This window comes from Oxalicibacterium sp. (assembly GCF_057353965.1).
The window spans coordinates 343910-364923 of sequence record NZ_JBMQZD010000004.1 but is presented as its reverse complement, the minus strand read 5'-3'; the positions used below and the strand labels follow the sequence as shown (position 1 = coordinate 364923).

Genomic DNA, 21014 nt, shown 5'->3' with positions numbered 1-21014 from the left:
ATTATTTGAATGGATGACGCAGAACGATCGTTTCTTCACGATCGGGACCGGTCGAAACCATGTCGATCGGCACGCCCACCAGTTCTTCGATGCGCTTGATGTAGGCACGTGCATTGGCCGGCAGCACGTCCATCGACTTGGCGCCGACCGTGCTTTCCTTCCAACCCGGCATTTCCTCGTAGATCGGTTCGCATGCTGCGGCATCCTCGGCACCGACAGGGAAGATATCGACCTGTTTGCCATGCAGTTTGTAGCCGGTGCAGATGTGCAACGATTCCAAACCGTCCAGCACATCGAGCTTGGTGAAGCACATGCCAGTCACGCCATTGATCTGCACCGAACGGCGCAGCAATGCAGCGTCGAACCAGCCGCAGCGGCGCGCACGGCCGGTCACCGTACCGAATTCGTGGCCGACGGTAGCCAGATGCTTGCCGATGCCTTGATCCGTCGGCAGTTCCGACGGGAACGGGCCGGAGCCGACACGCGTCGTGTATGCCTTGGTGATGCCCAGTACATAGTGCAGCATGTCGGGGCCGACGCCGGCACCGGTTGCGGCATTACCGGCCACGCAGTTGCTCGACGTGACATACGGATAGGTACCATGATCGACGTCCAGCAGGCTGCCTTGCGCGCCTTCGAACAGCAGGTTGGAACCGTTGTTGAATGCCGCATACAGCTCGCTCGACACATCGCCCACCATCGGTTTCAGGCGCGGCACGTCGGCCAGCGCATCGTCGAGCGTCTTTTGATAGTCGATCGCCTGCACCTTCAGATAATGCGTCAGCACGAAATTGTGATAGTCGAGATTTTCCAACAGCTTCTCGGCAAAACGCTTTTCGTTGAGCAAGTCGGCCACACGAATTGCGCGGCGCGCGACCTTGTCTTCATAGGCCGGGCCGATACCCTTGCCGGTAGTGCCGATCTTGTTCTCGCCGCGTGCCACTTCGCGCGCCACGTCCAGTGCCACGTGATACGGCAGGATGATCGGGCAGGCTTCCGAAACCTTCAGTCGCGACGGCACTTCGACGCCGATCGCCTGCAGCTTGTCGATTTCACGCAGCAGATCAGGCACGGACAGCACGACGCCGTTGCCGATGTAGCAGGCCACGCCTTCGCGCATGATGCCCGACGGGATCAATTGCAACGCCGTCTTGTGACCGCCGATCACCAGCGTATGGCCGGCATTGTGGCCGCCCTGAAAGCGCACCACGCCTTGCGAATGGTCGGTCAGCCAATCGACGATCTTGCCCTTGCCTTCGTCGCCCCACTGGGTGCCGACAACTACGACGTTCTTTGCCATGTTTTTTGTAGACATCACTTAACCTAAATTTTTGATAATCCAGTTGCCATTCTCGAAGACCAGTGCGCGATCGCACTCGAATTCGTCCTGATCGTTTTCGTCGCCGGACAGGCTGTGTATCACCACCTCGCCCGATTTGCGCAGCGACGCAATGGTTTCATGCAGCTTCGCGTCGCGCCCCCACGGTGCGCGAATGGCGCGCTTGGGTGCCGCGGCAGGCAGCAATCGCGCCAGCTCACGCAAATCCATCGAAAACCCGGTTGCCGGCCGCGCACGGCCGAACGCTTCGCCCACGTGATCGTAACGGCCGCCGCGCGCTACCGCGTTCGGCAGGCCGTCGACGTAGATCGCAAACATCACACCGCTTTCATACTGATAACCGCCGAGATCGGCCAAATCGATCGTGATGACGTTCGCCCCACCCGCCAGCTTCGACAACGATTCCAGCTCATTCAACGCCCGCGTGATGCCCGGCAATTCAGGCAGCACTTCGCGCGCGCGCGCCAGAACCGATGCATCACCGTACAGTCCAGGCAATGCCAGCAATGCGCGCCGCGTATCATCCGCATAATTCGCCGTGATCTTCTCCAGTTCCGGCACGTCCTTGGCACGCAGACAGGCATACAGCAAAGCCTCGTCCTTGCGTGCGTCCGCATCGTTTTCCAGAATCGCGCGCAGGATGCCGACATGGCACAAGTCCATGCGGACATGCTTGACGCCCGCCAGCGCCAGCGAAGCTAGCGCCAGTTCCTGAATTTCGGCGTCGGCCTCCAGGCCCGCGTGACCGTATATCTCGGCACCGATCTGCAATGGTTCGCGCGTCGCATGCAGGCCGCTTGGGCGCGTATGCAGCACGCTGCCGGAATAGCACAAACGCGTAATCGAAGGCCGATTCAGCAGATGCGCGTCGATGCGCGCCACCTGCGTCGTCATGTCGGCACGAATGCCAAGCGTACGGCCCGACAACTGGTCTACCAGCTTGAACGTGCGCAATTCCACGTCATGCCCGGCTCCCGCCAGCAGCGAATCCAGATATTCCAGCATCGGCGGCATGACGAGCTCATAGCCGTACAGATGGAAATTGTCGATGATCGCTCGACGCAGCTCTTCGATCTTGCGCGCTTCGGACGGCAGGACGTCGGCGATATTTTCGGGTAACAGCCAGTTAGGCATGACGGGAAACGAAATAACTCAGGAAAGAAACAAAAAAGGCAAAAGCCGGGTTCATCGGCATAACGCCGATCCACCGGCTAGCGGCAGACTCCTGCCGCACGGGAAAAAGGCCGCGCCTTTTTCCCCACATGCTCATACAACGGGCATCAATTCTTCTTGCCGCCCTCACTCTTGAAATACTTGAAGAATTCGGAACTCGGGTCGATGACCAGCGTATCGTTACGCGTCTTGAAGCTGGCACGATAGGCTTCGAGGCTGCGATAGAACTTGTAGAACTCCGGATTCTGACCGAATGCCTGTGCATAGATACGCGAAGCCTGTGCATCGCCATCACCGCGAATACGTTCCGCATCGCGATAGGCCTCCGCCAGGATCACCGTACGCTGACGATCGGCATCAGCACGAATCTTTTCGGATTCGGCAGCGCCAAGCGAACGCAATTCATTCGCCACGCGTGCACGTTCGGATTTCATCCGATCGAAAACGGAATTGTTGATCTGTTCAACGTAATCTACACGCTTCAGGCGCACGTCGACAATCTCGACGCCGATCTGTTTGGCTTCCTCCGACACCTTCTTCTGGATGCCATCCATCACCTTGCTGCGCTCGCCGGAAATCACTTCGCGCACGGTACGTTTGGTAATTTCCTCGTTCAGCGAAGCCTTGACGATCTGGTTCATGCGATTCTGCGCACTACGCTCGTCGCCGCCGAAACTGACGAAATACAGGCGAGGATCGACGATGCGCCATTTGACGAAAGCATCGACAAGAATGTTCTTCTTCTCTGCCGTGATGAAGCGATCGGCATCCGGCGTATCCAGCGTCAGGATGCGCTTATCGAGAAAAATGACGTTCTGGAACGGCGGCGGCAACTTGAAGTGCAGCCCCGGTTCCTTGATGACGCTCTTGACTTCACCCAGAGCAAACACAATCGCATACTGTCGCTGGTCCACCACGAACATCGTGGAGAACAGCAGCACCAGCGCAATGGCCAGCGCAATCAGATAGGAAAACAGGCGATTCATCAGCGCACCTCCCTTTCACGGGAACTACGATCATCGCCGCGCAAGCGCGGATCCTGTTGCAATTGCATCTCCAGTGTTGATTGATCGTTTCGTATGATCGATGACGATGTGGCATGCGATTGCGATGCCGTGCCCGTCGACGGCGTTGCGCCTTGCGGCTGCGCCGACTGCGAGATCAGTTTGTCCAGCGGCAGATAAATCAGGTTGTTGCTGCCTTTCGCATCCACCATGACTTTGGTCGTACTGGCGAAAATCTTCTGCATCGTGTCCAGATACATGCGATCGCGCGTCACGGCCGGCGCCTTCTGGTATTCCGCATTGATCTGCTTGAAGCGAGACGCCTCACCTTCCGCATTCGCGATGACGCTCGAACGATATGCTTCCGACTCTTCCAGCAGGCGCGAAGCCGCACCGCGTGCACGCGGGATCACATCGTTCGCATAGGCCTGGCCTTCGTTCTTCTGGCGTTCGCGATCCTGGCCTGCCTTGACCGCATCGTCGAATGCCGCCTGCACCTGCTCCGGCGGTTGCACCGCCTGCATCGTCACATTGGTGATCTGTACGCCGGCCTTGTAGCGATCGACGATCTGCTGCATCAATGTGCTGGTATCGAAAGCAACCTTTTCACGACCTTCGTACAGGACGAAATCCATCTTGCTGCGGCCGACGACTTCGCGAATCGCCGTTTCCGCCACCTGCTTGACCATTTCGTCCTGCTCGCGATTGTTGAATATCCAGTCGGATGCATTCTTCAACGTGTATTGGACTGCGAACTGGATGTCGATGATGTTCTCGTCTTCCGTCAGCATCAGCGATTCCTGCGGCTGCTTGTTCTTCACATTGCCGCGATAGCCGACTTCGACGGTACGGATTTGCGAGACATTGACGATTTCATGACTCTGGATCGGAGTCGGCCAGCGCCAGTTGAAGCCGGATTGCGTCATGTGGCTGTATTTGCCGAAGGTCATGACGACACCCGTCTGGCCTTCCTGCACGATGAAGAAGCCGCTGACCAGCCACAGGAAAGCGACAATCGCCGCGATCACCGCCGCGCCGATTCCTGCTCCTCGCATATCCGGCGTGAATCCTTCGCCGCCGCCGGCATCGTTGCCGTTGCCTCCGCCGCCTGTTTTGCGATTGCCGAACAGACCGCCCAGGCGCTGGTTGAAATCGCGCCAAAGCTGATCCAGATCCGGCGGGCCGTCATTCGGCCGCCGACCGTTCTGGTTCTTGTCATCCTGCGAACCACGTCCCCAGCGGGGATCGTTGAGAGAAAACTTCACACCAAGTCTTTTTTTAAGGGAAGCAAGCATGCGTTCGCGGTCCGGGCTGAAAAGTAAGGGGTGGATTGCCAAGTCAATTACATTACGCATTTACATCGTCCGATGCGACAAGCGATGCATCTTCTAGGCTAGCGGCGCGCGCTTTTGCGCATTCGGCTATCGCTTCTCGCAATAGATCCAATCCGCTTCCAGTCTGGGCACTGACAAAAACCCGTCGGATTTTATCATATTCATCACGCTCCAAAGCAGGTTCCAGCCCTGCTGCATCGATCTTGTTCCAGACGAGAATTTGCGGAATTTTATCGGCGCCGATTTCCTGCAAAACCATGTTGACCTGCTCGATCTGCTCCATGCGCGCCGGGCTGGCGGCATCGACCACATGCAGCAGCAAATCAGCATGAATGGTTTCTTCCAGCGTGGCGCGGAAGGCCGCCACCAGCTGGTGGGGAAGCTCGCGGATGAAGCCGACTGTGTCCGAAATGACGACACTGCCCGCCTCGCCAAGATAGATGCGGCGCGACGTCGTATCCAGCGTGGCAAACAACTGGTCCGCCGCCAGCGTCCGCGCCTTAGCCAAGGCGTTGAACAAGGTGGATTTGCCGGCGTTGGTATATCCCACCAGCGACACGGAAAACGCATTGTTGCGCCCGCGCGCACGGCGTTGCGTGGCGCGCTGCTTCTGCAGCTTTTCCAGTTTGGAGCGCAGCATCTTGACGCGTTCGCCAAGCAAACGGCGGTCGGTTTCCAGCTGCGTTTCACCGGGACCACGCAGGCCGATGCCGCCCTTCTGGCGCTCAAGGTGGGTCCAGCCGCGCACCAGGCGCGTGGACAGATGCTGCAATTGCGCCAGTTCGACCTGCACCTTGCCCTCGTGGCTTTGTGCGCGCTGCGCAAAGATGTCCAGGATCAGGCTGGTGCGGTCCACCACGCGCACCTTCAGGTGGCGTTCAAGATTGCGCTGCTGCGCCGGAGACAGGGCGTGGTTGAAAATGACGATGTCGAGGCCGTTGTCGGCAATCGCATCGCCGATCTCGTCCGCCTTGCCGGAGCCGACGAACAGGGCGGCATCCGGAGCGGAACGCTTGCCCGTGACGATGACGACCGGATCGGCACCGGCCGATCTGGACAACAGGGAAAGTTCTTCGAGGCTTGCGGCAAAATCGCCTTTGCCGAAATCGACGCCTACCAGTACAGCACGCATATCAGTACCGCACCGGCAGGGTAAAAATGCTGCGCTTACTCAACGTCGGAATCGACGTTCAGATTGACGGCACGTGCAGGAACAACGGTCGAAATTGCATGTTTGTACACCATTTGCGTCACGGTGTTACGCAGCAGGACGACATACTGATCGAACGATTCGATATGTCCCTGCAGTTTGATGCCATTGACGAGATAGATCGAAACAGGAACATGTTCCTTGCGCAAGGCATTGAGGAACGGGTCTTGTAAAAGTTGCCCTTTATTGGTCATAACAGCTCCATTGTGTTGTTGTGATAAGGAGGTTGAGACATCTTTCCTGTTTTCAAGTGCCTCTACTCAGTGGGAATGTAATCGATTTCGCGTATTTTCGCCAAATTACGCTATTTTTCGGACCGTTTGAACGGATTCTTCCCGGTACGAAACTCGATACGTAGTGGAGTCCCGACCAGTGAAAAAGTTTCTCGGAAATGCTTTTCGAGGAATCGTTTGTAATTGGCATCGATGGCTTCTACCGCGTTGCCATGGACGACGACGACCGGCGGATTCATGCCGCCCTGGTGTGCATAGCGCAGTTTGGGCCGAATCGATCCCTTGCGGCGCGGTTGCTGATGCTCGACCGCCTCGATCAGCGCGCGCGTCAGCTTCGGCGTGGACAGGTTCGACATGGCTGCCGCATAAGCCGCATCCACCGATTTCATCATCGGCCCGATACCGGTCGAATTCAGCGCCGAGATGAAATGCGTCTTGGCAAACGACAGGAAATTCAGCTTGCGCTCCAGATCCATCTTGATTTCGTCGCGTCGGTCGCTCGTCAGGCCATCCCACTTATTGACGCCGATCACAAGCGCCCGGCCCGATTCCAGAATGAAGCCGGCGATATGTGCGTCCTGCTCGGAGATATCCTGCTGCGCATCCAGCAGCAGCAAGACGACGTTCGCCTCGGATATCGATTGCAGCGTCTTCACGACCGAAAACTTCTCGATCGCCTCGAACACCTTGCCGCGGCGACGGATGCCGGCAGTATCGATCAGCGTGTAATGTCGTCCGTCGCGCTCGAACGGGATCTCGATCGAATCGCGCGTCGTGCCCGGCATGTCGAAGGCGATCACGCGGTCCTCACCCAGCAGCGTATTGACCAGCGTCGATTTGCCGACGTTCGGGCGTCCGACGATGGCCAGACGAATATGCTTGGCTAGTGACGGCGGCTCCTCTTCCTCCGACGGTCGCTGCTCTATCGCCAGATTCAGCGATTCTTCCACCAGATCGTGCACGCCGTCGCCATGCGCGGCCGAAATCACGTAGGGATCGCCCAGGCCGAGTTCGTAGAAATCGGCAGTGACCGTCGTGTATTTCATGCCCTCGGCCTTGTTGACCACCAGCATTACCGGGCGGCCAGACTTGCGCAGGAAATCCGTGATGGTCTTGTCATGCGGCGTCAGCCCCTGACGTCCATCGACGATGAAGATCACTGCATCCGCTTCGGCCACCGCCTGCTTCGTCTGCTTGGCCATTTCATGCATGATGCCGTTCTTGGCAACAGGCTCGAAACCGCCGGTATCGATCACCAGGAAAGGCCGTTCGCCGATGCGTCCTTCACCGTAGTGGCGGTCGCGCGTCAGCCCGGGCAGATCGGCAACCAAGGCATCGCGCGAGCGCGTCAGCCGGTTGAACAGTGTGGATTTACCGACATTGGGTCGGCCGACAAGTGCGATAACCGGCTTCATTGAATAGTGTTACTCGGCCGCCAGAGCAGCCACGGTTCCTGATTGAGTTTGGAAAACGAGATTGCCCCGAACTGACAGCGGCACGCTCATGATCGCGCTGCCATCGGTGGCAACGCGTGCCAGGAAGTTGCCATCGTCCTTGGAAAGGAAATGCACATATCCCTGATAATCGCCGACTGCCACTGCACGACCGGATGCGATCGGCGTCGAAAGTCGACGATTCTTCAACTTGTTGTTGCGCCACAGGATGCCACCGCCCAGACGCGAAATCGCCACCACGGTACCCTCTTCGTCGGCCGCATAGACAAAGCGATTGTCTGCCGCAACGCCGACGTCGCTCGACAGTGGTGCAGCCCAGCGCGGCGTACCGCTGGCAGAATCGAAACAGGCTACGCGCCCCTGATAGGCGACTGCGCAGACATCGCGGCCAGCCACCAGCGGCGTACCGGAAATATCGGCGATGCGCTCCAGCTCGGTCACTCCGCGCGGATCCCCGACAGCGACTTCCCAACGCGGCGCACCGGTTGCGAGAGCGACAGCCAACAGCCGGCCTCCCGACAAGCCGATGTAGGCATTCGGTCCGGCGATCGCAATGCCGGGCGACGTACGCAACGTCAATGCAGGCGCCGTACGCTGCACCGTCCACTTGCGGCTGCCATTATCAGCATCGAAAGCGGTAATCCGATTATCCATGCTGCGCACGACGACGACGCTCTGTCCGATCGCGGGCGCCGACAACACTTCGCTGCTGGCCCTCGCCTTCCAGCGCTGCTTGCCGTCTTCCGCATCGAAAGCGAGGATCGCGCCATTTTCCGCTGCCACCACGACCGACACGCCATCGCTACCGACGCCGGCAGTCAGCTTCGTATCGGCATCGATGCGCCAGACCGTACGTCCCGTATCGGCCTCGATCTTAACAATCGTGCCGTTTTCAGAAGCGGCAAAAATGAAATTGCCGACCGAGACCGGCGTAAACACGTATTTTTCCGACTTGCCAACCGAAGCAGTCCAGATGGTACGGACATCCATCGTCGACTTGAACTCGACCAGCGGCGCCGGCTGCGTACGCGGCGACGGCTTGCTGGCGAACGGGTTCAGCCACGAACAACCGGCCGTTGCAATCAACAGCCCTGTGCAAAGAATCTTTGACGTGAAGCGCATCTGATCTGTCTTCCTTCTGTTCTCGGATATTCTCGGATCGAAACGTTATGCTGCCTTGTCGGCCGGCGAACCGCCGATGGCATCGAGTTTGATCTGCATCAGCTGGCGACCGGGATTGCGTGCGTCGGTCTTGTCGATCGCAGACTGGTATGCCGCACGCGCTTCATCCAGCTTGTTCTGCGCCACCAGAATGTCGCCTTTGCGATCTTCCATCACGCCGGCAAACTGCGCCGGGAAATCGCCGGACAGCACTTTCAGTCCTTCTTCATACGCCTTCTCATCCAGCAGGATGCCGGCCAGACGTACTTTGGCAATGGCCTTGTATGCGTCATCGCGACCGTGATCGATCACCCACTGCAATTGCGTCTTTGCCGCCTGATAATCGCTGCTGTCGAAGGCCATCTTGGCTGCAGCCAGCGCACTCATCTGTGCATAGGCCGTGCTCGTATAACGCTCCTGCACGTCGGATGCCACACGCAGCACTTTATCCTTGTCCTGCGCTTCGGCAGCCTGCTGCAATTCTTCGTACAGATGCGCAGCCTGCGCCGACTGGTTGCGCTGATAGTAATTCCAGCCGTTCCAGCCCGCATAGGCAGCCAGGGCAATGATGACTACCCAGGTAATGAGATTGCCGTACTGGCCCCACCATGATTTGAGGCTGGCCAGTTGTTCCTGTTCTGCGTGATCGTATGCCATGATGGTCCGAAGAATTAGTGGTGATAGTGTACGTGCTCGTGATCGTGGTCATGATCGTCGCCGACGATCTGATCGACCAAATAGTCCGGAATCGCCGCAAAAGCGACATGCGACTGGCTGCCGCCGGTTTCCGCGCCGCGCATTTCCTTGACGACCGCCTCGCCTTTCGCGATTTCATCCTCGCCGATGATGATGGCATAGGCCGCACCGCTGGCGTCTGCCCGTTTCATCTGCGACTTGAAGCTGCCGAGTCCGGTTGCCGATGCACAGTGCAATACGACATCGAGTCCGGCGTCGCGCAAACGTTCCGCCACGACGGTCGCCTGCAATTGCGCCTCTTCGCCCTGATGGACGACATAAACGTCGCACTGGTTCGGCGTCAGCTGGTCGCCGTTGGCCTTCATCAGCTCCAGCAAGCGTTCGACACCCATCGCAAAACCGCACGCCGGCGTCGGCTTGCCGCCAAACATTTCGACCAGCGGATCGTAGCGGCCGCCGCCGCAGACGGTGCCCTGCGAGCCGAGCTGATCGGTTACCCATTCGAATACGGTGCGATTGTAGTAATCCATGCCGCGTACCAGGCGCGGATTGATCGTGAACGGAATATTGTTGTGACGCAGAATCTTCTGTACGCCTTCGAAATGCGTGCGCGATTCGTCGCCCAGATAGTCGAGCAGCTTCGGCGCCGCATTGACCATCTCCTGCATCGCCGGATTCTTGGTATCCAGGATGCGCAACGGATTCGAATGCAGGCGACGCTTCGCTTCCTCATCCAGCACGTCGAGATGCTTTTCGAAATAGGCGATCAGATCGGCGCGATGGCGATTGCGCTCGTCGGCATTGCCGATTGAATTCAATTCGAGGCGTATATTCTGCAGGCCGAGATCGTCCCACAGGCGCTGGCACATCAGGATCAGTTCGGCATCGATGTCCGGACCGGCAAAGCCGATCGCTTCCGCGCCGATCTGGTGGAACTGACGATAGCGGCCGCGCTGCGGACGCTCATGGCGGAACATCGGGCCTGCGTACCACAGGCGCTTGGGGCTGTCGTAGGTCAGATTGTGTTCCAGCACGGAGCGGACGACACCCGCCGTGCATTCGGGGCGCAGCGTCAGTTCGTCGCCATTCATCGTATCGGTGAAGGAATACATTTCCTTCTCGACGATATCGGTGACGGCGCCGAGACCGCGCGCAAACAACGCCGTCGGCTCGACGATAGGGGTGCGAATCTGCTGAAAGCCGTAGCTTTTCAATACCGTATGGACGGTATTCTCGAACAACTCCCACAAGGGAGCGTCGGCCGGCAGGATGTCGTTCATCCCTTTCACGCCGACGATTTTTTCTGTTTTCTTGTCTGACATTGGTGTTCTGCGGCCTTGCCGCCGCGTTGATATGGCCTGACTGCTCAGGCCGTCTGCGAAACGATCTCTTGTTGTTCTTTGCCGTAGCGGCGCTTCACGTAATCCAGCACGATATCCTGAAATTCTTGCGCGATATTCTCGCCGCGCAATGTGACAGTTTTCTCGCCATCGACGAATACCGGCGCCGCCGGCGATTCGCCCGTACCCGGCAGACTGATGCCGATGTTCGCATGCTTGGATTCGCCGGGACCGTTGACGATGCAGCCCATAACGGCCACGTTCATCTCTTCCACTCCTGGATACTGCTTTTTCCAGACCGGCATCTGCTCGCGCAGGAAGGTCTGGATGTCGTCGGCCAGTTCCTGAAACACGGTCGACGTCGTGCGGCCGCAGCCCGGACACGCGATCACCATCGGCGTGAACTTGCGCAAGCCCATCGTCTGCAGGATTTCCTGCGCAACGATGACTTCCTTCGTACGGTCGCCACCCGGTTCCGGCGTCAGCGAGATACGGATCGTGTCGCCGATACCTTCCTGCAGCAATACCGACAGCGCAGCCGTCGACGCGACGATACCCTTGCTGCCCATGCCGGCCTCGGTCAGGCCGAGATGCAGCGGATAGTCGCAGCGGCGCGCCAGTTCGCGGTACACCGCGATCAGGTCCTGCACGCCGGACACCTTGCACGACAGGATGATGCGGTCGCCAGCCATTCCGACTTCCTCGGCGCGCTGCGCATTCTCGATGGCGGACGTCACCAGCGCTTCGTACATGACGGCCTGCGCGCTCCACGGCGTTGTGCGTGCGGCATTCTCGTCCATGATGCGCGCCAGCAGTTCCTGATCCAGGCTGCCCCAGTTGACGCCGATACGCACCGGCTTGTCGTAGCGGCAGGCAATCTCGATCATCTGCGCGAATTGCGTATCGCGCTTGGCGCCCTTACCAACGTTGCCCGGATTGATTCGGTACTTGGCCAGCAGCTTTGCGCACTCCGGAAAATCGCTCAACAGCTTGTGACCGTTGTAATGAAAATCGCCGACCAGCGGCACAACGACGTCCATCTTGTCCAACTGTTCGCAGATCGACGGCACGGCCGCCGCCGCTTCCGGCGTATTGACCGTGATACGCACCATTTCGGAACCGGCACGCGCCAGCTCCTTGATCTGGATCGCCGTGCCGATCGCATCTGCCGTATCGGTGTTCGTCATCGACTGCACGACGACAGGCGCGTCGCCGCCGATGCGGATTTCGCGCTCGCCGGCACGCACGACCGCGGTGCGACTGCGACGGCGGGCCAATGGGCCGGAAGCGATCTGCTGTTGCTGGGACATAATTACTTCACATTCAGGCGGGCAACGTTGCTGCTGTTGCCCGATATATCGAGCGGCTTGCCGCGCAGCGTGACACTGACGCCCGCAGCATTGCCGATGACCATCGACGACGGACCGGTGATCTCGAAAGCCTCGGTCGTGCCGGCCTTGAACAGGCGCGACACCAGGATGCTGTCATCCGCACGGCGAATTTCCACCCAGGTATCTTCCTTCACCTGGAAGACCAGCGCATTCTTGCTGTCGATCGCCACCGGCGCTGCATTGTCCACCGCAGTTTCCATCGCGACCGGCGATGCAGACGTCGTTTGCGTCTTTTCTTCGGCCACGGTTTGCGACTGCACCGCTTCGACTTGCTGGCTCGCTGCAACAACCGGAGTCGACATCGTGTCTACAGGTGCTGGCGTTTCCGTCGGCGCTGAAGCATCTGCAGCTGTCGCCGGCTCTTCCGCCGTCACGGAATTCGTCGCGCTCGTCACATGATTCGATGTCTTCGACATCCAGCCCATGCGCTGCGCAAACACACCGAGCGCCGCAATGACAACCACGGCCAGAACCGCGAACAGGATCTTCGACGATGCGTTGTTCGATTTGGCGGAAGGTATCTTGCCCTCGGAGAACGTTGCCGAAAGCGACCCACGGTCCTGCAGCACGACCGGCTCACTTTGTTCGTCGGCGATGGCCGCCAGAATAGGTGCAGCATCGGCGCGCAACAGCTTTGCATAGGAACGGATAAAGCCGCGCACGATGACCATGCCCGGCAAGGCCGCGTAGTTATCGGTTTCCAGCGCATGCACCTGACGGCTGGCCAGATTCAGCTGGCTTGCCACCTGCTCGATCGTCCAGCCGCGCGCTTCGCGCAAGGCAGCCAATTGCGTGCCGGCAGATACTCGCGGCGCCGACATTTCCTCTTGCCCTTGCGGTTCTTCGCGGTTCTCCTCTACTGCATTCACTTCATCACTCATTGAATACTCCGCGCTGATAGGAGGCAAATTCCGGAGAATCCGGATAACGACGACGCAATTGCGTTCCCAGACTGTTTTCCGTCGAACGGTTACCCAACTTGTGCTCGACGCGAATCGCCAGCCACAACACTTCTGCCGTCAGCACGTTCGCGTTTACCAGCCGATTGGTATAGAACTGCGCATTCTTCAAATCGCCGCGCGCCAGATTAATGCGCGCCAGATTGACGTTGGCTTTCACATCGGTCGGATCGCGATGGAAGGCTTCATTGAAATAACGTTCGGCTTCCGCCGTATTCTTCAGCAGCAGACTGCAGCTGCCTGCGTTCGACAAAGCCTTGGCCGGCGACTGGTAGGCCTTGTTCTTCACGGCCGCTTCGAAGTATGGAATCGATTGCTGCGCACGGCCGTTCTGGCACAGGAACCAGCCGTAGTTGTTGCTCAGGTCCGGATCGTTGGGCGACAGTTTCATCGCGCGCAGGAAATATTCTTCTGCTTGCCGCGCATCGCCCAGCTCCATATAGGTCAACGCCGCCATCGTGTAGGCATCGGTCAGCGTCGGATCGATCTGGATAGCCTGGCGTGCCTCGTCCAGCGCCGTTTGCCACTGCCTCTGCTGGTAGTAACTGACGGCCAGTTGCAACCGGATACCGGCGCGACGCTGCACATCATGATCCTGGTCGGCCGTCTGGTCGCCGGCGGATGCCGCATTCTGGTTGGTCGCGCAACCTGCAAGCAAAACGGCAGAAAGCGCAGCGGTGGCCGCCCAGGCCAAACAGCGTTTTATCCTCAAGATGAAATCTCCACGATGCGTCCGAAATCTTTGCCGAATTTTTCTTGGTACTCGGTCATTTTCTTCATCCGTTCCTGCACGCGCGTACGATCCTTCACCTCGCCGGCCAACTGGCCACAGGCAGCATCGATATCGTCGCCGCGCGTCTTGCGAATCGTCGTGACAATGCCGGCATCCATCAGGATTTGAGCAAACGCTTTGATGCGCGGATTCTGCGAACGGGTCAGGCCCGATTCTGGAAACGGATTGAAAGGAATCAGATTGAACTTGCACGGCACAGGATTGCTTCCCTGCACCAGCGCGATCAGTTCCCGCGCATGCTGGTCACTGTCGTTGACCCCATCCAGCATGCAGTATTCGAATGTAATGAAATCGCGCGGCGCAAACGCCAGATAGCGGCGACATGCATCCATCAATTCGCGCAGCGGATATTTCTTGTTCAGCGGCACCAGTCCGTCGCGCAACGCATCATTCGATGCATGCAGCGATACCGCCAGCGCCACCGCGCAATCCTGCGACAATTTGTCGATCATCGGCACCACGCCACTGGTGGACAACGTCACGCGGCGGCGCGACAGGCCGTAGCCATTGTCGTCCAGCATCAGCTTCAGCGCGGTGACGGTCGGCTCGTAGTTCAGCAGCGGCTCACCCATGCCCATCATCACGACGTTCGTGATCTGCCGTTCGCCTTTCGGTCCCGGCGCAATGCCCTTGGTGCGGCGCAGCTCGAATTCCGCCATCCACAGCTGGCCAATGATTTCGCCGACGTTCAGATTGCGGTTGAAGCCCTGCTTGCCGGTCGAACAGAAACGGCAGTTGACCGCACAGCCCGCCTGCGTCGAAATGCACAGCGTGCCGCGGTTTTCTTCGGGAATGTAGACGGTCTCGACCGCATTGCCGTTACCGACATCGACCAGCCATTTGCGGGTGCCGTCGGCCGACGTGTGGTCGGAAATGATCGCAGGAGCGACGATTGTCGCGCGTGTCTTCAGCTTGTCGCGCAGCGATTTCGCCAGATCGGTCATCGCGTCGAAATCGCTGGCGCCGAACTGGTGAATCCAGCGCTGCAATTGCTTGGCGCGAAACGGCTTCTCACCCAACTCGCCGCAGTAGGCGACGAGCTGCGCAGGATCGAGGTCCAGCAGATTGGTGAGAGTCGTCATGGTCTTGCCTTGTTACCGCACCTCACGCGAAACGCTTCGCGAGAAGGACGCAATACATCAACGCGAGTAGACGTTCAGCGCCGGGAAGAAGTAGGCGATTTCGTTCTTCGCCGTATCTTCGCCGTCGGAGCCGTGCACGGCATTGGCGTCGATCGAATCCGCGAAGTCAGCGCGGATCGTGCCTTTGTCTGCCTTCTTCGGATCGGTGGCGCCCATCAGGTCGCGATTCTTGGCAATCGCGCCTTCGCCTTGCAGCACTTGAATCATGACCGGGCCGGAAACCATGAAGTCGACCAGATCCTTGAAGAACGGACGCTCACGGTGAACAGCATAAAAACCTTCCGCTTCGGCGCGCGACAGTTGTGCCATGCGCGCGGCGACGATTTTCAGGCCGGCGCTTTCGAAACGGGTATAAATCTGGCCGATCACGTTTTTCGCGACTGCGTCCGGTTTGATGATCGACAGGGTGCGTTCGATTGCCATCTGAAAAAACTCCAATAAAAATAAGGGGTTAAGATAAAAATGTGAGAATTCGGCTAACCATTGATTCTAGCATGAAACACCCATGCATAGGCGTCAAAGTCGGGCGCTTTTCGAGAGAAACCCGCATCGGCACGCGTTCTGCCGCGGATTGCCGTTCGGATATTTTTCTCATCCACGGTCAACTTTTCCCGCCTTGATGAAATGACAGCATCCCAACGAAAAACCGGCCTACGGCCGGCTTCATCAGACGCAGCGCTATGCCTACCCTTGCAGGTCGAACACCGCCATCGATTCGACGTGCGAGGTATGCGGAAACATGTTGACCACGCCGGCATGCTGCAGGATGTAACCGCCCTGTGCCAGCATCGCCGCATCGCGCGCCAGCGTCGACGGATTGCATGACACGTAGACGATGCGGCGCGGCAGCAGTTCCGGATGCGTCTTCGCCAGTTCCATCAGCGCCGCGCAGACGGCGGCAGCCCCTTCACGCGGCGGATCGATCAGCATGCGGTCGAATTTGCCCAGCGCGACGAAATCCTCGGGCGTCGCCTCGAACAGGTTGCGACAATGGAAGGCCGTGTGTTCCGCCACACCGTTGGCAGCCGCGTTTTCCAGCGCACGCTCGGTCAGCCTATCGCTGCCTTCGATGCCGACGACTTCCCTGGCCAGCGTCGCGATCGGCAAGGTGAAATTCCCCAAACCGCAGAACAGGTCGGCAACGCGATCTTCCGGTTGCACGTCCAGCAGGCGCAGTGCACGCGCCACCAGCACGCGATTGATGCGGTGATTGACCTGCGTGAAATCGGTCGGCTTGAACGGCATCTTGATACCGAATTCCGGCAACAGGTAATGCAGATCGGCATCCGACGGATCGAGAGGATGAACTGTGTCCGGCCCCTTCGGCTGCAACCACCATTGCACGCCGTACTGTGCGGCAAATGCAGCCAGTTTCTGCTCGTCGTCCGGCGTCAGCGATACCAGATTACGCAATACCATGGCCGTGGTCGCACGGCCGTTTTCTCCTTCGCCGACCGCCAGTTCGATCTGCGGCATCTGGTCGATGATGGATAGCGACGCGATCAGATGCCGCAACGGTACCAGCATCGCCGATACGTTCGGCGGCAGAATTTCGCAGCTTTTCATGTCGCAGACGTAGCTGGATTTGCGCTCATGGAAGCCGACCAGCACGCCGCCCTTCTTCGGCACATTGCGCACCGAGATACGCGCGCGATAGCGGTAGCCCCAGGTCGGCCCGTGGATCGGACGCAGCATCGTCTGCGCCCTGACCTTACCGATGTGCTTCAGGTTGTCTTCGAGGATGCGCTGTTTCATCGCCACCTGCGCGCCGGCATCCAGATGCTGCATCGAACAGCCGCCGCAGACGCCGAAGTGCGGGCATTTCGGCTGCACGCGCTGCGACGATTCCTTGTAGATATCGGTCAGCTTCGCCGCTTCCCAGTTCGGCTTCTTGCGAAACGAAGAAAAACCTACGCGCTCTTTCGGCAGCGCGCCCTCGACGAAAATGACCTTGCCCGGCGTGCCGTCCTCGTTCTGCAGATGGCCGACGCCGCGCGCCTCCATGTCGAGGGATTCGATATCGATGGTGGTTTGCTGCATAAAAATGGAAGTTGCCGGAACCGCAAGACGCGCCGGCTGATGATCGGTGAAAAAATCGCGAGTGCGGATGATAGCAAATTGCGTCGACAACAACGCATTGCCTTCGAGGCAAACTGAAGATCAGAGGGAAATCAGAGCAGCGAATCCTTGCCGACGCCGGTGCGCGCCAGCGAGCGCTTGAGCTTGATCAGCGCTTCCTGCTGGATCTGGCGGATGCGTTCGCGCGTCACATTCATTTCGGACGCCAGTTCTTCCAGCGTGGCCGGATCGTCGTTGTCCAGCCCGAAACGGCGGGTGATCACCAGACGTTGCTTGTCCGGCAGCTTATCCAGCCAGTCGCGCACCAGTACCGTCATTTCGTGATGTTCCGCTTGCGTGTCGGGATCGTTTGCATGATCGCCCGGCAGCAGATCGATCAGACTGGCTTGCGGATCGCCATCCAGTGGCGCATCGAGCGACGTCGCATGTTCTGACAGAGCAAGAATGTCCTGCACGTCCTCGACGCTGCGATCGACTAGATGCGCAATGTCTTCTGCCGTCGCATCCTTGCCGTCGTGATGCTGCGCTTCCAGATGGAATTTCGCACGCAGCGTCTGGTTCAGTTCGCGCACCACATGCACCGGCAGGCGCACGGTACGCGCCTGGTTCATGATCGCGCGCTCGATGCTCTGCCTGATCCACCAGGTTGCGTAAGTAGAGAAGCGGAAGCCGCGTTCGGGCTCGAACTTGTCGATCGCGCGCATCAGGCCGATGTTGCCTTCCTCGATCAGGTCGAGCAGCACGACGCCGCGGTTGATGTAATGCTTGGCAATCGAGACGACCAGGCGCAGATTGTGCTCGATCATTTTCTGCCGGCCGGCGAAATCGCCCTGCTTGGCCAGCGTCGCATAGCGCACTTCTTCCTCGACCGTCAGCAACGGACGCGCACCGATCTGATTCAGGTAATGCTGGGTGGCATCGGTGGACAGTTCGGTCGATAGAACTTTCTTCAGTTCATCGATGCCAGCGACCTCGGCCGGGGCCTCATGGGCCGGCTCCTGCTGTTTTTCCTCGTCCTCGTCGTCGTCGGTACGGTCAGTCTCGTCGGCGGATCGAAACGTCATGTCCGACGGCAATGCATCTGCATTTTGCTCGTCGTCGGACTGCACGTCGCGATTTCTGCTCATTATCGGGCCGGCAGGAATTTGGCAGGGTCGACAGGCTTGCCCTGCTGACGGATTTCGAAATGCAGTTTCACCGCATCGGCATCGGAATCGCCCATCTCGGCGATCTTCTGTCCTTTGCTGACGGTCTGGCCTTCCTTCACGCTGATCGTCTTGTTGTGCGCATAGGCCGACAACAGCGTGCTGGTGTGCTTGACGATCACCAGATTGCCGTAGCCGCGGATGCCGCTGCCTGCGTACATGACCTTGCCAGCGCCGGCCGCCAGTACAGGCTGGCCCGATTTGCCAGCGATGTCGATGCCTTTCTTGCTGTCATCGAAGTTGGAAACGACCTTGCCATCTGCCGGCCACATCCAGGAAACCGCGCCCTCGTCACCGTTCGCTGCTTCCGGCTTTTCGTCGCCTTTCTGCATTCCTGCCATCGTCGCATCCGAATATGGACGCTTGTCGCCATGCGGCTCGGTCTTGTTGCTGCCGGCAACCGGCGCAGGCGCCGACAGCGAACGCGTTTCAACGCCGGACGACGTCGATACCGCGCCGACCTGTGCGCCACCGCTGCGTGCGGCAGGCATGTCGGGCTGTGCAACGCGCAGCACCTGGCCGACCTTGATGTCATTTGGATCGGAGAGATTGTTCCAGGTCACCAGTTCGCTGTAGCTCTGGCCGAAATCGAGTGCGATGCGATACAGCGTATCGCCCTTCTTCACCGTATAGTAGGTGCGATCCTCCGCCTGCCGCACCGGCGTGCTGGTGCCGCCGATCGTACGTTCGGTCACCGGTGCATTGTGCTTCGTCGTGCTGCATGCGGCCAGCCCGACGGACAGCAACAGCGGAAATATCAGTCGTAATTTTTTCATTTTCTTGCGTTCAATCTTTTCCTACATGCGCGCTGCCTAACCCATCATTCCAGGGCGCAGCGGCACGAAATGGCAATCTTCCAGCGTCGAAGTCGTCCAATCGAACTTGCCGACGCGCTCTATCAGTTGCAGCACCTGCCTGCGGTCGCCTACCGGAGCGACCAGGCGTCCGCCTATCGTCATCTGCTCCAGCAGAGCCTGCGGCACTTCCAGCCCGGCTGCGGCAAGAATGATGCCGTCGAACGGGGCTGCCTGCGGCAGGCCAAGCATACCATCTCCGTAATGCAAGCGGATGTTGGCCACGCGCATAGGACGCAGGTTGGCCTTCGCAAGTTCATGCAATCCCTTGATCCGCTCGATCGAATAGACTTCCTTCGCCACCAGCGACAGCACCGCCGCCTGATATCCGCAGCCGGTACCGATTTCCAGCACGCGGTTGAGCGCACCGCCGTGGGAATTGGCGCGCATTACTTCGATCATGCGCGCAACGATGTACGGCTGCGAAATCGTCTGGTGATAGCCGATCGGCAGGGAAGCGTCGATATAGGCCTGGCTGGCCAGCGCCGGTTCGATGAAAAAATGGCGCGGCACGGCATCCATCGCGGCCAGCACTTTCGCATCCTTCACGCCCTGCTGTGCCACGCGCGCCGTCATGGCTTTGCGGATCGCATCCGACACCAGCGGCGCGCCGCGGCCGGAAGATGGTGAGGATGCGGATGTCGGCACGGTCGGCTTCAAAGCAGCATTCGACTTTACGATCGGATTCGATGCAACGGTTGCACGCTTCGCATGCTGCGCCGCATTCGACGTCGCCGTTTGCGGCGTCACCACGCGTGAGACGTGCCGTTGCGGCTGGCTGGCGATGCCTGAGCGCGGCGCTTTTTCCGATAGCGAAGACAGCGACAGCGGAAAACGTTTGCCCTTGTCTTTGTCCGTCATGCCAGCGCCTTCTTCAATCCGGCAAGCTGCGCGTTGTGCGTCAGGTCGATCTGCAATGGCGTGATCGACACATGACCGAGCGCCGTCGCATGGAAATCGGTACCTTCACCCGCATCCTTCTGTCCGCCGCAAGGACCGATCCAGTAGATTTCACGACCGTGCGGATCGTAGGCCTTGATGACCGCTTCCGATTGATGGCGCTTGCCGAGCCGCGTGGGCACCGGCGGCTTCAACTGCGCATAAGGCAGATTGGGAATATTGACGTTCAACAGGAAATGATCGGAGAACGTGTCTTCAAGGCGACGCTCGACAATATCGCGTGCCACGCGCGCTGCCGATGCCAGTTCGCCCCAGCCCTTCTCGACTTGCGAAAACGCGATCGCCGGCAAACCGAACAGATACCCTTCCGTCGCCGCCGCCACCGTGCCGGAGTACAACGTGTCGTCGCCCATGTTCTGTCCCTGGTTGATGCCGGAGACGATCAGGTCGGGCGCTTCGGTCATGATGCCGGTCAGCGCGATATGTACGCAGTCCGACGGCGTGCCGTTGATGAAATAGAAACCGTTGGATGCCTGGAAGACGGAAAGCGGGCGATCGAGCGTCAGCGAATTGGAACTGCCGGAACGATTGCTGTCGGGCGCGACGACGGTGATGTCGGCAATCGGCGCCAGCGCATCCGCCAATGCGCTCAAACCCGGCGCCAGATATCCATCGTCGTTACTGATAAGAATTCTCATGGAACGATTCTAACCGAAGCACTCTCTTTTCCCGAAGCCAACACGCGTT

Annotated in this window: 20 protein-coding genes; all 20 read right to left on the bottom strand. The window is 59.0% G+C overall.

All coding sequences use genetic code 11. The features are described 5' to 3' along the window. Position 1 precedes the first annotated feature (1 nt). Positions 2 to 1315: an adenylosuccinate synthase gene (locus ACO1VH_RS08140; protein WP_486243999.1), complete on the bottom strand. Its 1314-nt coding sequence runs from the start codon at positions 1313 to 1315 to the stop codon at positions 2 to 4. A gap of 3 nt (positions 1316 to 1318) precedes the next feature. Further along, complete coding sequence (locus ACO1VH_RS08135) at positions 1319 to 2473, bottom strand: ATP phosphoribosyltransferase regulatory subunit (protein ID WP_486243998.1); 1155 nt, start codon at positions 2471 to 2473, stop codon at positions 1319 to 1321. A gap of 146 nt (positions 2474 to 2619) precedes the next feature. Beyond that, positions 2620 to 3498, bottom strand: a complete 879-nt coding sequence (gene hflC / locus ACO1VH_RS08130; protein ID WP_486243997.1) for a protease modulator HflC — start codon at positions 3496 to 3498, stop codon at positions 2620 to 2622. Next, positions 3498 to 4811, bottom strand: a complete 1314-nt coding sequence (gene hflK / locus ACO1VH_RS08125) for an FtsH protease activity modulator HflK (protein WP_486243996.1) — start codon at positions 4809 to 4811, stop codon at positions 3498 to 3500. The genes hflC and hflK overlap by 1 nt, the downstream gene beginning before the upstream one ends. 52 nt (positions 4812 to 4863) lie before the next feature. Then, entirely contained in the window at positions 4864 to 5982 is a 1119-nt protein-coding gene (hflX, locus tag ACO1VH_RS08120) for a GTPase HflX (RefSeq protein ID WP_486243995.1), read from the bottom strand. A gap of 35 nt (positions 5983 to 6017) precedes the next feature. Continuing rightward, entirely contained in the window at positions 6018 to 6254 is a 237-nt protein-coding gene (hfq, locus tag ACO1VH_RS08115) for an RNA chaperone Hfq (protein WP_486243994.1), read from the bottom strand. Between the two features lie 110 nt (positions 6255 to 6364). Then, positions 6365 to 7708: a ribosome biogenesis GTPase Der gene (gene der / locus ACO1VH_RS08110; RefSeq protein WP_486243993.1), complete on the bottom strand. Its 1344-nt coding sequence runs from the start codon at positions 7706 to 7708 to the stop codon at positions 6365 to 6367. A 9-nt stretch (positions 7709 to 7717) separates the two neighbouring features. Continuing rightward, positions 7718 to 8869: an outer membrane protein assembly factor BamB gene (gene bamB, locus ACO1VH_RS08105; RefSeq protein ID WP_486243992.1), complete on the bottom strand. Its 1152-nt coding sequence runs from the start codon at positions 8867 to 8869 to the stop codon at positions 7718 to 7720. Between the two features lie 45 nt (positions 8870 to 8914). Beyond that, positions 8915 to 9565, bottom strand: a complete 651-nt coding sequence (locus ACO1VH_RS08100; protein ID WP_486243991.1) for a tetratricopeptide repeat protein — start codon at positions 9563 to 9565, stop codon at positions 8915 to 8917. A gap of 14 nt (positions 9566 to 9579) precedes the next feature. Next, entirely contained in the window at positions 9580 to 10926 is a 1347-nt protein-coding gene (hisS, locus tag ACO1VH_RS08095) for a histidine--tRNA ligase (RefSeq protein WP_486243990.1), read from the bottom strand. 44 nt (positions 10927 to 10970) lie between these two features. Continuing rightward, on the bottom strand, positions 10971 to 12254 hold the full coding sequence (gene ispG / locus ACO1VH_RS08090; RefSeq protein ID WP_486243989.1) for a flavodoxin-dependent (E)-4-hydroxy-3-methylbut-2-enyl-diphosphate synthase: 1284 nt from the start codon (positions 12252 to 12254) through the stop codon (positions 10971 to 10973). Positions 12255 to 12256: 2 nt separating this feature from the next. Continuing rightward, positions 12257 to 13216: a helix-turn-helix domain-containing protein gene (locus ACO1VH_RS08085; RefSeq protein WP_486243988.1), complete on the bottom strand. Its 960-nt coding sequence runs from the start codon at positions 13214 to 13216 to the stop codon at positions 12257 to 12259. Then, on the bottom strand, positions 13209 to 13988 hold the full coding sequence (gene pilW, locus ACO1VH_RS08080; RefSeq protein WP_486243987.1) for a type IV pilus biogenesis/stability protein PilW: 780 nt from the start codon (positions 13986 to 13988) through the stop codon (positions 13209 to 13211). Before pilW ends, ACO1VH_RS08085 begins: the two co-directional genes overlap by 8 nt. Before the next feature lie 14 nt (positions 13989 to 14002). Further along, on the bottom strand, positions 14003 to 15169 hold the full coding sequence (gene rlmN, locus ACO1VH_RS08075; RefSeq protein ID WP_486243986.1) for a dual-specificity RNA methyltransferase RlmN: 1167 nt from the start codon (positions 15167 to 15169) through the stop codon (positions 14003 to 14005). Between the two features lie 57 nt (positions 15170 to 15226). Further along, the gene (gene ndk, locus ACO1VH_RS08070) at positions 15227 to 15652 is read right to left on the bottom strand and encodes a nucleoside-diphosphate kinase (protein ID WP_486243985.1); all 426 of its coding nucleotides are present in this window, start codon (positions 15650 to 15652) and stop codon (positions 15227 to 15229) included. Positions 15653 to 15913: 261 nt separating this feature from the next. Then, the gene (rlmD, locus tag ACO1VH_RS08065; RefSeq protein ID WP_486243984.1) at positions 15914 to 17269 is read right to left on the bottom strand and encodes a 23S rRNA (uracil(1939)-C(5))-methyltransferase RlmD; all 1356 of its coding nucleotides are present in this window, start codon (positions 17267 to 17269) and stop codon (positions 15914 to 15916) included. A 131-nt stretch (positions 17270 to 17400) separates the two neighbouring features. Beyond that, a complete protein-coding gene (gene rpoS, locus ACO1VH_RS08060; protein ID WP_486243983.1) occupies positions 17401 to 18435 on the bottom strand; it encodes an RNA polymerase sigma factor RpoS in 1035 nt (344 codons plus the stop codon). Further along, a complete protein-coding gene (locus ACO1VH_RS08055; protein ID WP_486243982.1) occupies positions 18435 to 19289 on the bottom strand; it encodes a peptidoglycan DD-metalloendopeptidase family protein in 855 nt (284 codons plus the stop codon). Before ACO1VH_RS08055 ends, rpoS begins: the two co-directional genes overlap by 1 nt. Positions 19290 to 19325: 36 nt before the next feature. After that, positions 19326 to 20228, bottom strand: a complete 903-nt coding sequence (locus ACO1VH_RS08050; protein WP_486243981.1) for a protein-L-isoaspartate(D-aspartate) O-methyltransferase — start codon at positions 20226 to 20228, stop codon at positions 19326 to 19328. Beyond that, on the bottom strand, positions 20225 to 20965 hold the full coding sequence (gene surE / locus ACO1VH_RS08045; protein ID WP_486243980.1) for a 5'/3'-nucleotidase SurE: 741 nt from the start codon (positions 20963 to 20965) through the stop codon (positions 20225 to 20227). Before surE ends, ACO1VH_RS08050 begins: the two co-directional genes overlap by 4 nt. Positions 20966 to 21014 lie beyond the last annotated feature (49 nt).